This window comes from Xanthomonas axonopodis pv. maculifoliigardeniae (assembly GCF_041519315.1).
Taxonomy (GTDB): Bacteria; Pseudomonadota; Gammaproteobacteria; order Xanthomonadales; family Xanthomonadaceae; genus Xanthomonas; species Xanthomonas euvesicatoria.
Genome location: NZ_CP167998.1, coordinates 3,796,075 through 3,812,293, shown reverse-complemented (window position 1 = coordinate 3,812,293; position 16,219 = coordinate 3,796,075). Strand labels below are relative to the sequence as shown.

Here is a 16,219-nt window from a genome sequence, read left to right as displayed (position 1 = left end):
TGGCAACTTGAGCGGCATGGATGCTGCGCCAGAGCCTACATGGATGTGCTTGCGGCGTGTCCCAGGCCGGTATGCGTGCAAGTGCCTGCAGCAGGCCGGAGCTTTGCCACGTTGGCAAGCGCGCAAGCAGCCAACCGACACACTTGTAAAAAGTTCGCACGCAAAAACCGAAACGGCCAGCAGATCACTCTGCTGGCCGTGAGGCTTGCATCATCGATCCAATGCGCAGCGTTACGCCACCGCAGCCGTCTTGCCGGCGACCACGCCACGTTCGCGCTGACGCAACAAGCGGTTGGCCACATCCAGCCACGCCAGCGCGCTGGCTTCGATGATGTCCTTGCTGGTGCCGGTGCCTTCGTATTCCACGCCGTCGTGGCGCACGCTCAGGCTGGCTTCGCCGCGCGCGTCCGCGCCGATGCCCACGCTGTGCACCTGGTAGCTGTCCAACTCCAGCTTCACGCCAGTGGCCGAGGCCAATGCACCGAAGAGCGCATCTACCGGGCCATTGCCCTGTGCGGTTTCGGCCACGCGATTGCCTTCCGGGTCGGACAACTCCACCAGTGCATTCGCGCGGCTGCCCACATCGCTGATGGTCATCGACGCCAGGCGGTAGCCTTCCTGCACGGTAGCGTCCTGCATCAATGCCTGCAGATCGGCATCGGTGACCACGCGCTGCTTCTCGCACAGCGCCTTGAACTGTTCGAACACCAGCTTGACCTCTTCCTCCTCCAGCAGATAACCCAGCGCACGCAGGCGCTGCTCGACCGCGGCGCGGCCGCTGTGGCGGCCCAGCACCATTTGCGAGGATTCCCAGCCCACATCTTCCGGGCGCATGATTTCGTAGGTGCCACGATGGCGCAGCATGCCGTGCTGATGAATGCCCGATTCGTGCGCGAATGCGTTGCCGCCCACAACCGCCTTGTTGCGCTGCACCGGCATGCCGACCAGGCGTTGCAACAATTGCGAGGTGGAGACGATACGCGGTGTATTGATTGCCGAATCGATGTTGTAGAACGCACCGCGCACCTTCAGCGCCATGGTGATTTCTTCCAGCGCGCAATTGCCCGCGCGCTCGCCGATGCCATTGATGGTGCATTCCACCTGGCGCGCACCGCCTTCGATGGCCGCCAGCGAGTTGGCCACCGCCAGGCCCAGATCGTTGTGGCAATGCGCGCTGAAGATGACCTTGTCGGCACCTTCCACGCTGGCGATCAGACGCGAGAACATGCCGCGGATTTCTTCCGGCGTGGTGAAGCCGACCGTGTCGGGCAAATTGATCGTGGTGGCGCCGGCGGCGATCGCCACGCGGGTGACCTCGGCCAGGAAATCTTCTTCGGTGCGGGTTGCATCCTCGGCAGAAAATTCCACATCGTCGATATAGCCGCGCGCCAGCGTTACGTGCCTATGCACCGATTCCAGCACCTGCTCGCGGCTCATGCGCAGTTTGTGCTCGCGATGCAGCGGGCTGGTGGACAGGAACACATGCAGGCGCGGGTTTGCGGCTGTTTCCAGCGCCTTGGCCGAGGTTTCGATGTCGGCCTGCAGGCAGCGCGACAACACCGCCAGGGTGGGGCGGCGCAGTTCGCGGCCCATCATCGCCACCGCTTCGCGGTCCGAATGCGAACTGGCGGGAAAACCGGTTTCGATGATGTCCACGCCGAGTTCGTCCAGCGCGCGCGCCATGACCAGCTTCTGCTGGGGCGTCATGCTGCAGCCGGGGGATTGCTCGCCGTCGCGCAGGGTGGTGTCGAAAATTCGGATACGCGGGGTCTGGTTGGATACGGTCGTGTTCACCAGGAAGACTCCTCTACGGCGATGGCGGTGACAGGCGTTGAAGCGACTGCGGATGGGCGGGAATGAACGTGTGTGGCGGGTGGCGGATTGGCGCTGCGTTCGTTGCGCAGCCGCTCGGTATTGCGACGGCGCGGCTTGCGTGGCGGACGCGGCCGCACCTCGGACAAGAGTGTGGCCAGCACGGTTGCGTCGATATTACCGCCAGAGACCACCGCACATTTGCGTTTGCCGGAAACCCGGCGACCGGCGGCCAGGGCGAGGGCGCCGGCGCCCTCGGCAATGACGTGTTCTTCCAGTGCCAGGCGTACCAATGTTTCGCGCAATTCGGCCTCGCGCACGATCACCACGTCATCGAGCAGGCTCGAGCACAGGCGGCGCGTGAGCAGGCCTGGAATCTTGACCTTCACGCCATCGGCGAGCGTCGGCACCGGGGTGATCTCGCGCAGATCGCCACGGACGGCGCGCGCCATAGAATCCACACCTTCCACCTGCGCCCCGACCACGCGCACGCCCTGCGACTTCAATGCCAGCGCCACGCCGGAGGCCAGGCCGCCGCCGCCGATCGGCACGATCACCACGTCCGGCGCATGCGCCGCCAGCTCGATGCCGACTGTGCCCTGGCCGGCGATCACGTCCGGGTCGTCGAAGGCGGACAGGAAGCGATAGCCGTTCTGGTCGGCCAGCTCGCGCGCAAACGCGAACGCTTCGTCGTAGCTGTTGCCATGCTGGCGCACGGTGGCGCCCCAATGCGCGACACCGGCAATCTTGGTCTGCGGCGCGCCGTAGGGCATCACCGTGATGGCCTGCACGCCCAGCCGGTACGCCGACCACGCCACACCTTGCGCGTGGTTGCCGGCCGAGGCGCAGATCACCGGGCGCTCGTCGCCGCGTTCCAGCCCGGCCAGCAACGCATTCAATGCGCCGCGCACCTTGTAGGAGCCGGTGCGCTGCAAATTCTCCAGCTTCAACCACACACCGAAGCGTTCGGCGTAGTGCAGCGGCGTGGGCGACAGGTACTTGCGCAGGCGCGCCTGTGCGGCCAGCACGTCGGCCACGCTGACGGCCACGTCGCCTACCTCTGGCTCCTGTGCGGAAGGGCGGCCGGAATCAGGCATTGCGGCACGCGCGCGGCCGATCCGGAAGAAGACACCTCCGGACGGCAGTCTGATGGTCGCGCGAGGTCTGCATGCTCATGCCGCAGCCTCGACCGATTCCAGTGCGGTGATTACCACCGATTCGCAGTCGTAGACCTTTTCCAGCTGCAGGCGCAGCGTTTCCGGCGGACGGTTGCTGTCCACGTCCAGCAGCAGATGCCAGCGCCCGGCATCGTCCGGCGCTGCTGCGCCCTGGATCGCACATGGGCGGAAGCCACGGCGTTCGGTCATGCCGATCACCCGCACCAACGCGCCTTCTGCCGGCTTCAGCACCAGATCAAGCCGGTAACGCATGCGATGTCTCCTTGGCCGCGTGTGCGGGATTGCTGTCCAGCATGGTGCTGTTGGCGTTGTTGGGCGGCACCAGCGGCCACACATTGGCACGCGCGTCGATCGCGACATGCAGCAGGCCTGGACCGGGCTGGGCCAGCAGCTCGGCCAGTGCCGCATCCACGTCGCCGCGGGCGATGATGCGCTTGGCCGGAATGCCGAACACTTGCGCCAGCGCCGCAAAATCCGGGTTGTCGGACAGGTCGATTTCGCTGTAACGCTCGGCAAAGAACAGTTCCTGCCACTGCCGCACCATGCCCAGCGAGCTGTTGTCCAGCAGCACGATCTTCACCGGCAGCTTGCAGCGTGCGATCGTCACCAGCTCCTGCACGTTCATCATGAAACTGCCGTCGCCGGAGACCAGCACCACGGTGCGGTCAGGGCAGGCGAACTGTGCGCCCATCGCGGCCGGCAGGCCGAAGCCCATGGTGCCGAGGGCGCCGCTGGTGAGGTGATTACGCGGATCGTTGAAGCGGCAATGCTGCGCCACCCACATCTGATGCTGACCCACATCGCAGGCGATGATGGTGTCGGCCGGAGCCACTTCGCTCAGGCGCTTCAGCAGCGCCGGTGCGTAGATATCGGTGCCGGGCGCGTCGTAACGCGCGCCGAACTTTTCGCGGTTGGCAAAACAACGCGTGCGCCAGGCCTGGCAGTTGCCGCGCGCCGCACTCAAGGCCTTCAAGCTGACTGCCACGTCGCCGGGCACCGCGATATCGGCAGTGCGCAGCTTGGAGATTTCATACGCGTCGGCATCCAGATGGATGACGCGCGCAAACGGAGCGAACTCGCTCAGCTTGCCGGTGGCACGGTCGTCGAAACGCGCACCGACCACCACCAGCAGATCGCATTCCTGGATGGCCATATTGGCCGCACGGGTCCCGTGCATGCCCAGCATGCCAAGGTAGTCCGGATGCGCATGCGGCAATGCACCCAGGCCGCGCAAGGTCAGCGCGGTCGGGATGCCGGTGGCTTCGACGAAACGGCGGAACGCCTCCACCGCGCCGGCCAGCGCGATTCCGCCCCCGCCGTACACCACCGGGCGCTCGGCACTGGCGATCGCCGCCAGTGCTTCGGCCAGCTTTGCGTCCTCCGGCGCCGGCGGCGGCTGCACCGCTGCCGGAACATGCAGGGGCAGATGCGAGGCGTCGGCCACCTGCACGTCCTTGGGCAGGTCGATCAGCACCGGCCCGGGACGTCCTTCGCGCGCAATGCGGAATGCCTCGCGCACCATCTCCGGAAGCTCCTCCACACGCCGCACCAGAAAGCTGTGCTTGACGATCGGCATGGTCATGCCGAACACGTCCAGCTCCTGGAAGGCGTCGGTGCCCAGCAGCGGCGTGGCGACCTGGCCGGTCAGGCAGATCATCGGCACCGAGTCCAGCATCGCGTCGGCGATGCCGGTGACCAGGTTGGACGCGCCTGGGCCTGAGGTGGCCACGCACACGCCGACCCGGCCGCTGGCACGGGCATAGCCGTTGGCAGCCAGTGCAGCGCCCTGTTCGTGACGAACCAGGATGTGCTTGAGCCTGGAATCCACCAGGGCGTCGTAGAACGGCATGATGGTGCCGCCCGGATAGCCGAACAGCGTTTCCACGCCTTCGGCTTCCAGGGCCTGCGTCAGCCAGCGCGCGCCATTGCGGGGCGTGCTGTGTGCGGAGGTGTTCATGCGTTGCGGACCTTCGGTTTAAGCGGTGGGGGAGGCGGCGGCGTTATGCCGCCTGTTGATTCGCAGGTGCGGCAGCGGCTTGCTGTTGCCCGTTGAGCCACACCATCTTGGCGCGCAGCTTCTTGCCCACTTCCTCGATCGGGTGTTCCAGATCGGCCTGCTTGAACTTGTTGTAGTTCGGCAGGCCGGCGTCGTATTCGGCCACCCAGTTCTTGGTGAAAGTGCCGTTCTGGATGTCGGTCAGCACGTCCTTCATGCGCGCCTTGGTGCCGGCATCGATCACGCGCGGGCCGCTGACATAATCGCCGTATTGTGCGGTTTCGGACACGAATTCCAGCATGCGGGTGATGCCGCCTTCGTAGAACAGGTCCACGATCAACTTCAATTCGTGCAGCACTTCGTAGTACGCGATTTCCGGCTGATACCCGGCCTCGACCAGCACTTCGAAACCGGCCTGCACCAGCGAGGAGGCGCCGCCGCACAGCACGGCCTGCTCGCCGAACAGATCGGTTTCGGTTTCTTCCTTGAACGTGGTCTTGATGATGTTGGCGCGCGCGCCACCCAGGCCGCCGGCATAGGTCAGCGCGAACTGCTCGGCCTTGCCGCTGGTGTCCTGGTACACCGCATAGATGCACGGCACGCCGCGGCCGATTTCATATTCGCGACGCACCAATGCGCCCGGGCCCTTGGGCGCGACCAGCACCACGTCCAGATCGGCGCGCGGTTTGATCATGTCGAAGTGCACGTTCAGGCCATGCGCGAACAGCAGGCAGGCGCCCTGCTTCATGTTCGGCGCGATGACCTCTTCGTAGAGCTTCTTCTGCACCATGTCTGGGGTCAGGATGGCGACCAGGTCAGCGCTCTTGACCGCCTCGGACGGCGCCACGACGGTGAAGCCATCGGCCTGCGCCTTGGCTTCGGTCGGGCCGCCGGCACGCAGGCCGACGGTGACGTCGAAGCCGGAATCGCGCAGGTTCAGCGCATGTGCGCGGCCCTGGCTGCCGTAGCCGATGATCGCGATTTTCGGTTGGGTGTCGTTGCTCATGGAATGTCCTTGCGGGGTTGGCAGTGGAGATGGGCAGTGGATAAATGGATCAGCCGGCAGTGCGTGCACTGGCCGGCTGAGCAAAGCGGGGACGCGCGATGACAGTGCGCAGGCAACCACAGGCACTCATGCGCAGCTGGGCGCATGGCGATGTTGCGGATGTGGCAGTGATGTCGTTCATGTCATTCGAAACTTTTGGTGATCCCTGAAACGCGAAACCCCGCGCCGTTGCCGGTGCGGGGTCTGATCGAAGCCTTGTGTGTCTGTTGCCTACACGAAGTCTCGTCCCGCACCGGTTGGCGAGGTAATAAGTACGAGCACGAGAAGCGACGCAGCCAACGCGCCGGAGGGCGCGGACAGTGGGGCGTTCGAGGTGGTGAAGTGGTGCGGCATGGGCCTGAGATAACCACCGCGGCAACCAGGGTGTCAACCCTTGCGCTTGAAACATCCGCATCGATGGGCCGAGTCGCGTGCAAAGCCCCGTCGCAGCTGCATGGTTACTGCTGAAACCTGATCGGGACGGCACGACAAGCGCCGACGGGGATCACCATCTGCGCGGCATTGAGCGCGCTGCCAAGTGTCGATCGGACGGCAGGACGCGGCCCGCTGGTATGGTTGGCACCTCATTCTCAGTGTCAGGGGCCCTCGGTGATGCGTCGCGTACCTGTGTTGTTGGTGTCTGCTCTGGCGTTGCTCGCGCCGCCCCTCGGCGCTGCCGACCGCGTCACCGGGCAGCCGTTTGCCACCCGCTCGGAAGTCATTGCGCCGCATGCCATGGCCGCGACCTCGCAACCGCTGGCCACCCAGATCGCGCTGGACGTGATGAAGGATGGCGGCTCGGCGGTGGATGCAGCGATCGCGGCTAATGCGGCGCTGGGCCTGATGGAGCCCACCGGCAATGGCGTGGGAGGGGATCTATTTGCGATCGTTTGGGACCCCAAGACCCACAAGCTCTACGGCTACAACGGCTCCGGCCGCTCGCCCAAATCGCTGACCCTGGCCGAATTCCAGCGCCGTGGCTTGAAGGACATTCCGCCGACCGGCCCGTTGCCGGTGTCGGTGCCGGGCGCGGTGGACGGCTGGTTCGCGCTGCACGCGCGCTTCGGGCGCAAGCCGATGGCACAGAACCTGGCGCCGGCGATCCGCTACGCGCGCGAAGGCCATCCGGTCGCCGAGACCATCGCCTATTACTGGGACCGTTCGGTGCCGCGCCTGTCGCAATACCCCGGGTTCAAGGAGCAATTCACCATCGACGGCCACGCCCCGCGCAAGGGCGAGCTGTGGAAGAACCCGAACCTGGCCAACACGCTGCAGCAGATCGCCGACGGCGGCCGCGACGCGTTCTACAAGGGCGAGATCGCGCACACCATCGGTGCCTACTTCAAGGCCAACGGCGGCTACCTCAGCTATGAGGACCTGGCCAGCCATACGGGCGAGTGGGTCGAACCGGTGTCCACCAATTATCGCGGCGTTGATGTGTGGGAACTGCCGCCCAACAGCCAGGGCATCGCCGCGTTGCAGATGCTCAATATCCTGGAGGGTTACGATTTCTCCAAGATTCCGTTCGGCTCGGCCGAGCACGTGCACTTGTTCACCGAGGCCAAGAAGCTGGCCTTCGCCGACCGCGCGCGCTTCTACGCCGACCCGGCGTTTCAGCCGGCACCGCTGGCCAGGCTGATCTCCAAGGACTACGCCAACCAGCGGCGCGCGCTGATTTCGATGGACAAGGCGCTCAAGGAAGTACAGCCAGGGACACCCAGGCAACTGGAAGAAGGCGACACCATCTATATGACCGTGGCCGATGCCGACGGCATGATGGTCTCGCTGATCCAGTCCAACTACCGCGGCATGGGCAGCGGCATGGCGCCGCCGGGGCTGGGTTTCATCCTGCAGGACCGCGGCGAGATGTTCGTGCTGAAGAAGGATCATCCCAACGGCTACGCGCCGGGCAAGCGGCCGTTCCAGACCATCATCCCGGCCTTCGTCACCAAGGACGGCAAGCCCTGGCTGAGCTTCGGCGTGATGGGCGGGGCGATGCAGCCGCAGGGGCACGTGCAGATCGTGATGAACCTGGTGGACTTCCACATGAACCTGCAGGAAGCCGGCGACGCGCCGCGTATCCAGCACGAGGGCTCCACCGAACCGACCGGGCAGGCCACCGCGATGCGCGATGGCGGCGAGGTGAATCTGGAAACCGGCTTCTCCTACGACACCATCCGCGCGCTGATGCGCAAAGGCCACCGGGTGATCTTTGCCGACGGTCCGTACGGCGGGTATCAGGCCATCGCCCGCGATGCGGCCAGCGGCGTGTACTACGGTGCGTCGGAGAGCCGCAAGGACGGCCAGGCGGCCGGATACTGAGCGCGCGACACGGTTGAGGTTGCCGCTCAACTCCGGCCGCCGCACGCCGCTAATCACGGGATGGAGCAGGAGCCCCTCATGAATTCGATGCAACAGCCCGACCCGCCGTCGCAGACCCAGACGGCCGTGCTCCCGGATGCGCCCGTGGCCTTGCTGCGGTTGTCCGCCGAGGCGTGTGTGGTGGCCTGCAACCGCGTCGGCCTGGATGTGCTGGGCAAAACGGCGCTCGAGCTGCAGGGCGCGCCGGCCTCGGTGGTGTGGGGCTTGAGCGCGGCCGATCTGGTTGGCGAAGACGGCGTCTGGGCTGCCCCGGGCGACGACCCGGCGCGGCGCGTGCGCTATGTGCGCGACCGCGCGCATGGCGGCTGGATGCTGTCGCTGCCGCATGTGGAAACGGCGATCCTGCTGCGCGAGGCCACGCGTCTGGCCGACGGCAGCCGGCCGGTGCCGATCTCGCCCCTGCTGCAGCCGCTGGTTGCACGCCTGCAGGCCGAGCACGAAGACCGCACGGTGCTCGAGCGCACTGCCCAGGCGCTGGCCGGCTGCGAACTCGAACTCCTGTTGCCGCCGGGACTGGCGGAAACCGAGATGGGCCGGCGCCTGCAAGCCGGGTTCGGCAATCTGGCCGAGGCCATCCGCCAGGCAGTGGCCTTGTCGGTGCAGATCGCTGCCGAAGTGCCGCCGCTGGTGGCCGAGAACGATGAAATGGTGCGCCAGTCGCAGGCGCAGAACGAGGCGTTGGACGGTGCGCGCACCGCGGTGGAGCGGCTGTCGTCCAGCCTGCAGGACGTCAATGCCGAGCTGGCGCAGGTGATTGCGCTGGCCGCCAGCGCCGACGACAGTGCGCGGCAAGGTATGGCTGCCGCGCATGCGCTGGGCCAAGCAATGCACGAAGTGGAGCGCCGAGCGTCACGTGCGGGCGAAGTCATCGAAGTCATCGATTCGGTGGCGTTCCAGACCAATATCCTGTCGATCAATGCCAGCATCGAAGCCGCGCATGCCGGCGATGCCGGGCGCGGGTTTGCGGTGGTGGCCACCGAGATCCGGCGGCTGGCCGAACGCGCCGCAGCGGCGGCACGCGACGTACGCGCGATCCTGGCCGAAACCAGCGCAGCCGTAGGGGAGGGCGCAGCCTCTGCACGTGGCACAGAAGCGGTGCTCGATGGCATCACCCGTGTGCTCGGGCAGGCCAGCAGCGCGATGACCACCGTGGCCGGGCGCATCCAGGCGCAGGACGGGGAAATTCGCGGGATCGAGCGTGCGGTAGATGGCGTGGTGGCGTTGGGCCGCAGCAATCTGCAGCATGCCGCGCACGTGGCCGAACGCAGCGAAGCGCTGGAGCGCGGCACCGAAACCCTGCGCGATTGCGTGGGCTTGTTCCGGTTGCCGCCGGACCCGCTGCAGGTGCCCAGGCACGCGCGGGTCAAGGAGCTGGCCGTTGCCACGGCCGGCAAGATCGGCAGTGCGCTGGCGCAAGCCATTGCGCGCGGGCAGATCGAGCAAGCCGCATTGTTCGCGCGCACCTATACGCCGATCGCCGGCGTGGAGCCGCCCAAGTTCAGTACCGACTTCGATGCGCTCTGCGACCAGCTACTGCCCGCTTTGCAGGAGCCGCTGCTGGACGCGCACCCGTGGATCGTCTTCGCCATCTGCGCCAACCCCGATGGGTATGTGCCCACGCACAACCTGCGCTTCACCCAACCGTTGACCGGCGATGCCAAGCGCGATCTGGTCGGCAACCGCACCAAGCGCAAGTTCACCGACCGCGTTGGGCGCAGCGTGGGCGCGCATACCGATCCTTACCGTCTGCAGGTCTATCGCCGCGATACCGGCCAGATCATGTTCGACCTGTCCACGCCGATCTTCGTCGGCGGCAAGCACTGGGGCGGCTTGCGGGTGGGCTATACGCTGGAGTGATGGCGTCGCCCGGCCGGGGTTTGGCTGCTGCGCCTCCACCCGGACAACAAAAAAAAGCCGCCGAAGATCGGCGGCAGGGAGAGAGAGCAGGTTTCTTGTTGTAGTGGCTGCAGGCTAGCGGTGCGATGTGCCCTGGAAATGTCTGTGCATGTCGCCATCGCCGTGCCGTGTGCCAAGCGCTTGATTGCGTGTTAGCCGTGCCACACAGACAACGACCTCCCGAAGGAGGTCGTTGTGACAACACGTGGATCAGGACAGCGTGCTCAGAAGCGCTGCGTGTACTGCAGGTAGCTGTAGCGTCCCGGGATGGCGTAGGCCGGATCGAACGAGTTGGCCGAGGCGCTGAGCGCGACCGGCGGATCGCGGTCAAAGACGTTGTTCAGACCCAACCGCACGGTCGCATTCCATGGAAGCTGGTAAGACACCTGCATGTCGTTGAACGCAGTCGCCGCAACGTGGCGATAGTTTCCGTTGTCGTCCAGTTCCGAATCGTAGTCCTTCATGCCCGAGTAGTACCGCACGGCCCAGTTGGCGGCCAGATTGCCGTAGCTCCAGTCCAGGGTGAGCGTGCCGCGGGTGCGCCAGTTCGGGTTGTTGGTGTGGTAGATGCCGTTGTAGCTTTCCCACGCAGAATTGTCGTCCTGCTTCTGCTCGTTGACCGCCACGTAGGTCGAATCCAGCGTGAGCATGAACTGGCCGATTGCGGTCTGCGGCAGTTTGTAACGCGCGGTGAAATCGTAGCCTTGCATGCGTTGTTCGCCGACATTCACCGGCTGGATCACCAGGCCGGTGATGGTCCCTGTCGCATCGCGGGTCACCAGATCGCAGAACGCCGAGACGTTGAACTGGTAACACTGCGACAGGATCTGATTGGCGCTGAATTCGGTGATGGCGTCGGTGATTTCGATCTTCCACCAGTCCAGCGATACGTCCAGGCCCTGCACCGAAGCCGGGCTGTAGACAAAGCCAAGCGTGGTGTTCTTGGATTTTTCCGGTTGCAGATTGGCGTTGCTGGTGTAGGTGAACGGATAGATGGTCTGGCCGGAGTTGCCGCTGGCGCTGTTGTATTCGGCGACGTAATTGGCAGGCACGCCGCGGGCTGCGCATGCGGCCGCAATCGCGCTGGTGTAGGAGGTGCTATTGGTCGAGCAGGGATCGGAATAGGTGTCGAAACTGTCCGAGGCGCCCAGGTACAGATCTTCGATCGATGGCGCGCGGAAACCGGTGGCGTAATTGCCGCGAATCAGCAGGTCGGCGACCGGCTTCCACTTGAAGCCGAACTTGCTATTGGTGGTGCTGCCGAAGGTGTTGTAGTCCGAATAACGCACTGCTGCGCTCAATTCCAGCAACTGCGCACCGGGCACATCCTTCAGCAGCGGAATCGCCACTTCGGTGTAGTAGTCGTTGAGCGTGTACGAGCCAGAGGTGGGCGTGAACGAATTGCCCGAGGTATAGCCGGCCGAAATCAAGGCATCCGGTGAGGAGAATCCGCTTTCCTCGCGATGTTCGACACCGGCGGCAAAGCTCATCCAGCCGGCGGGCAGCTCGAACAGCTCGCCGGTGAGGTTGGCGGTGAAGCTGTTGTTTTTATATTGATATGTGTTGTGCGCAGTGAACAGGATGTAGTCCAGCATTTCCTGGGTCACGCCACCAGCCGGCGACAAGGGGTTGAACGGTACGCAGCCGGCAATGACGGCGCCGCCGCTGTCCAGGCACGCCAGGGTGCCATTGACGATGCCCGATGCACCGAGCGCATTGCCCAGGTTGAGCAGATTGACATCGCCATACTGGGTTTCGGTCTGGTCGGTCTGGTTGTGCGCAAAGCCCACATCCCAACTGAACTGCCTGTCGGCAAACTGGAAGTCGCCTTCCAGCCCGGTGTACACGTGCGAGGTCTTGACGTCCTGCTGATAGGTGCGTGCGAATTCGGTCAAGCGGTGCGACCAGCCCACATCGCGCCCGTCGCCGCCGTAGGCAGTGTTGTACGGGTTGTAGTAGCTCTCGCCGCTCAACAGGATGCCGGTGTTGACGGAGGCCAGCGGAAAGCCTGCCAATTGCTGCGACGACTGGCGCCGGTTATACAGCCCATCGAACTTGAAGCGCACGTTGTCGGTGAGTGCGTAGTTGCCCTGCACGTACAACGCGTCGCGCTTCTGCGGCGTGACCAGGTAATTGTCCTTGGCGTAGTTGTAGCCATATTCGGACGTGTTGAAGGCGGTGTACTGGTCCAGGCCATAGCGCGGATACCTGCTGTCGCCGCTCGCGGTGGCGCTGTCGGGCAATACCGTCCAGGCGCCGCTGGTGCCATTTGCACGGAGGCGGCCGCTTGCCGAGTAGCTGCTATAGGCCGACGAGCCCGCGCCGTACACCGGCTCGGCGGAGATCTCCCGGTCGCCTGCCATCACCGCATCTTCCTTGACGCTGGACAAGCCGATGACCAAATTGCCGCGCTCGCTGGTGGCGCCCACGGTCGCGTCGAAAGAGGTGCGCTGACCGTCGCCCTGGCCGTATTGGCCAACGTAGGCGTTGACTTCGGCGCCATCGAAATTGGTACGGGTAATGATGTTGACCACGCCCGCGATGGCATCGGAGCCATAGATCGACGAGGCGCCATCCTTGAGGACTTCCACGCGCTCCACGATGGCCGAGGGGATGGTGTTCAGATCCACCGAACCGGACAGGCCCGAGACCCAGCGCCGGCCATTGACCAACACCAGTGTGCGTGAGGCGCCCAGGTTGCGCAGGCTCACCGTGGCCGAGCCGTCGCCGCCGTTGTTGACGGTGCTGTTCATCGTCGCGCCATTGGAGGGAATGCGCTTGAGAACGTCGGCAACCGAGGTCAAGCCCTGCTTTTCGATGTCCTGGCGCGTCAGTACCAGTACCGGTTGCGAATTTTCCACATCGACCGAACGGATGCGCGAGCCGGTGACTTCGATCTTGTCCAGGTTGGTCGGACTCTTGTCGGTTTGTTCCTGGGCGATGGCGCTCGTGCTGACGCACAGGCTGATGGCGATCGCGAGCGAGCCCCGACGCATCGTCGGGTGGAGCGTTGTCTTAGTCATATGTACGGCGGTTCCCGGTAGAGGAGGAGCGACAGCGCGATCCCCGTGAATGACACCTGTATGCGTGCGGCGTCTTCGGCACGCCACGCAGGCTTAGCGGGAATTTAACGAGCGGGTTTCGCCGCCGTTTTTCGTCAATCGGCGCCTTGTTGCGTGGCGACGCGCGCAATGCATCGGCGCGCCATGTAATGCCCGGGCGACGCTGGGCGTGTGCTGCAGCGACGTGAGATGACCTGTGCGGACATATGTCGCCGCCGAACGCGACAACCTTGCGACGCGCAACAGCAGGCCGGTGCGGCCGCTGCGTCAGTGCGGTATGCCCTACGGGTTTAGCGCGGGCCGTGCGCGCTGCGGGTATGTGGCGGATTTTGTTTAGCTGCGCAGGTGCGATGTGGTTTAATCGCCGCCGAAGTGGGGGTACCGCAGCGTGCTGCGGTTGAGATAGTCCCTTCGAACCTGATCCGGCTGATACCGGCGTAGGGAAGCTTCGTCAGATGCGATGGTTCGTGCGTGCACGGGCAATCAGTATCGAGCGCCGCCGCTTCGTCCGCACTGCGACTCCTTCGCAGGGCCAGCACACAGGACGAATGCCATGAATGCCGCGCCCACCGTTTTGCAACAACAAGCCCAGTCGTTGTCGGAGGCTGTCACCCAGCCGATTCCCGGTTCACGCAAGATCTTCGTGCAAGGCTCGCGCGCCGATCTGCAGGTGCCGATGCGCGAGATCGCCTTGACGCGCACGCCCACCTTGTTCGGCGGCGAAGAGAATCCGCCGCTCAGCGTCTACGACACGTCCGGGCCTTACACCGATCCGCGGGTGGCGATCGATCTGGCAGCCGGTCTGGCACCGCTGCGTGCGCAGTGGATTGCCGAGCGTGGCGACACCGTCGCCCTGGACGGGCTGAGCTCCAGCTTCGGGCGTGGCCGCGAGCACGATGTGCGTCTGGATGCAGTGCGCTTTCCGGCGCGGCGTCTGCCGCGGGTCGCGCGACAGGGCGCCAACGTCACCCAGATGCATTACGCGCGCCGCGGCATCATCACGCCGGAAATGGAGTACGTGGCGATCCGCGAAAACCAGCGCCTGGAAGCGGTGACCGATGCAAGCTTGCGCAGGCAGCACCCGGGCCAGGCGTTCGGAGCTTCGATCCAGCAACGCATTACACCGGAGTTCGTGCGCGAAGAGATCGCACGGGGCCGCGCGATCTTGCCCAACAACATCAATCACCCCGAGAGCGAGCCGATGATCATCGGCCGCAATTTCCTGACCAAGATCAATGCCAACATCGGCAACAGCGCGGTGTCTTCAGGCATTGCCGAAGAGGTCGAGAAGCTGGTGTGGTCGATCCGCTGGGGCGGGGACACGGTCATGGATCTGTCCACCGGCAAGCACATCCATGAGACGCGCGAATGGATCATCCGCAACTCGCCGGTCCCGATCGGCACGGTGCCGATCTATCAGGCGCTGGAGAAGGTCGATGGACGCGCCGAGGCGCTGACCTGGGAAATTTTTCGCGACACCTTGATCGAGCAGGCCGAACAGGGCGTGGATTACTTCACCATCCACGCCGGCGTGTTGCTGCGTTACGTACCGCTGACCGCACAGCGCGTGACCGGCATCGTCTCGCGTGGCGGTTCGATCATGGCCAAGTGGTGCCTGGCGCATCACAAGGAGAATTTTCTCTACACGCACTTCGAAGACATCTGCCAGATCATGAAGGCCTACGACGTGGCGTTTTCGTTGGGCGATGGCCTACGCCCCGGCTGCATCGCCGACGCCAACGACGCGGCGCAATTCGGCGAGCTGGAAACGCTGGGCGAGCTGACCAAGCTCGCCTGGAAACACGATGTGCAGACCATGATCGAAGGCCCCGGCCATGTGCCGATGCAATTGATCAAGGAAAACATGGACAAGCAGCTGCGCGAATGCGGCGAGGCGCCGTTCTACACCCTGGGGCCGCTGACTACCGACATCGCGCCGGGCTACGACCACATCACCAGCGCGATCGGTGCGGCGATGATCGGCTGGTTCGGCACCGCCATGCTCTGCTACGTCACTCCGAAAGAGCACCTGGGCCTGCCCAACCGGCAGGACGTGCGCGACGGCATCATGGCCTACAAGATCGCCGCGCATGCCGCCGACCTGGCCAAGGGGCATCCGGGCGCGCAGGTGCGCGACAACGCCTTGAGCAAGGCGCGTTTCGAATTCCGTTGGGACGACCAGTTCCATCTTGGCCTGGATCCGGAAAAGGCCAAGGAGTTCCATGACCAAACCCTGCCCAAGGACGCGCACAAGCTGGCGCACTTCTGTTCGATGTGCGGGCCACACTTCTGCTCGATGAAGATTACCCAGGACGTGCGTGATTACGCGGCCGAGCACGGCATGAGCGAGGCGCAAGCGCTGTCGACGGGCATGCAGGAAAAGTCCGCGCAATTTGTCGCGCAGGGCGCGCAGGTCTATCGCGCCACGTGACGCGTTACATGGCAGCGTTTCATAAAACGTGATGTAGCGCCTGCTTAGGAAAAGTTCAGTTTTGTACTGAACAGATTGCAGCGCGGTCCGCAAGTGCCGCGCTATGTCAGGGTTGCAAGCGATTCCAGTAAATAAGGGTTTCAGCTGATTTAGCTGAATCGCAGATAAAAAAATCGCGCCAGAAGGCGCGAAGGGTACGTCGTAATTATTCGAATTCGTCGGCGAGAGAGAGAGAGCCTGACGCTGCCGCCTGTCTTAGGAAGCAACGGGGCATAGCGTAAAATTTGCACCAAATGGATGCATGACACAGTTGGTCGTCGTCCTTTGCTGAATTTGGCGTTTCGCGGAAGGCGCGGGGCGCTCTTTGTTGTTCTTGCATGCCGACGCGTGTTTTTGCCGATGAGTGTTCCTCCCGCT

9 protein-coding genes and 1 riboswitch are annotated in these 16,219 nt (G+C 64.4%); of the genes, 3 read left to right on the top strand and 6 right to left on the bottom strand.

What is annotated here, in order from left to right:
• Positions 1-231 precede the first annotated feature (231 nt).
• From ACDH77_RS16250 to ilvC, 5 genes are all read right to left on the bottom strand, one after another.
• Positions 232-1,794 carry a 2-isopropylmalate synthase gene (locus ACDH77_RS16250; protein ID WP_011348521.1) on the bottom strand — a complete coding sequence of 521 codons (1,563 nt, stop codon included), beginning with the start codon at positions 1,792-1,794 and terminating at the stop codon, positions 232-234.
• The gene (locus tag ACDH77_RS16245) at positions 1,791-2,861 is read right to left on the bottom strand and encodes a threonine dehydratase (RefSeq protein WP_008573702.1); all 1,071 of its coding nucleotides are present in this window, start codon (positions 2,859-2,861) and stop codon (positions 1,791-1,793) included. The genes ACDH77_RS16250 and ACDH77_RS16245 overlap by 4 nt, the downstream gene beginning before the upstream one ends.
• A 123-nt stretch (positions 2,862-2,984) precedes the next feature.
• Entirely contained in the window at positions 2,985-3,242 is a 258-nt protein-coding gene (locus ACDH77_RS16240; RefSeq protein ID WP_003483347.1) for an ACT domain-containing protein, read from the bottom strand.
• Positions 3,226-4,947 carry an acetolactate synthase 2 catalytic subunit gene (gene ilvG / locus ACDH77_RS16235; protein ID WP_372353552.1) on the bottom strand — a complete coding sequence of 574 codons (1,722 nt, stop codon included), beginning with the start codon at positions 4,945-4,947 and terminating at the stop codon, positions 3,226-3,228. Before ilvG ends, ACDH77_RS16240 begins: the two co-directional genes overlap by 17 nt.
• A gap of 43 nt (positions 4,948-4,990) precedes the next feature.
• Entirely contained in the window at positions 4,991-5,992 is a 1,002-nt protein-coding gene (ilvC, locus tag ACDH77_RS16230) for a ketol-acid reductoisomerase (RefSeq protein WP_008573705.1), read from the bottom strand.
• 651 nt (positions 5,993-6,643) lie between these two features.
• Here ilvC and ggt point away from each other — a divergent pair.
• Both ggt and ACDH77_RS16220 read left to right on the top strand, forming a co-directional pair.
• On the top strand, positions 6,644-8,353 hold the full coding sequence (gene ggt, locus ACDH77_RS16225) for a gamma-glutamyltransferase (protein ID WP_372353551.1): 1,710 nt from the start codon (positions 6,644-6,646) through the stop codon (positions 8,351-8,353).
• 60 nt (positions 8,354-8,413) lie between these two features.
• Positions 8,414-10,270, top strand: a complete 1,857-nt coding sequence (locus ACDH77_RS16220) for a methyl-accepting chemotaxis protein (RefSeq protein ID WP_031424245.1) — start codon at positions 8,414-8,416, stop codon at positions 10,268-10,270.
• A 263-nt stretch (positions 10,271-10,533) separates the two neighbouring features.
• Here ACDH77_RS16220 and ACDH77_RS16215 read toward each other — a convergent pair whose 3' ends face one another.
• On the bottom strand, positions 10,534-13,305 hold the full coding sequence (locus ACDH77_RS16215; RefSeq protein WP_029820218.1) for a TonB-dependent receptor: 2,772 nt from the start codon (positions 13,303-13,305) through the stop codon (positions 10,534-10,536).
• 430 nt (positions 13,306-13,735) lie between these two features.
• Positions 13,736-13,833, top strand: a riboswitch (TPP riboswitch).
• 91 nt (positions 13,834-13,924) lie between these two features.
• On the opposite strand from ACDH77_RS16215, the gene thiC reads away from it, so the two are divergent.
• Complete coding sequence (thiC, locus tag ACDH77_RS16210) at positions 13,925-15,802, top strand: phosphomethylpyrimidine synthase ThiC (RefSeq protein WP_011348514.1); 1,878 nt, start codon at positions 13,925-13,927, stop codon at positions 15,800-15,802.
• Positions 15,803-16,219 lie beyond the last annotated feature (417 nt).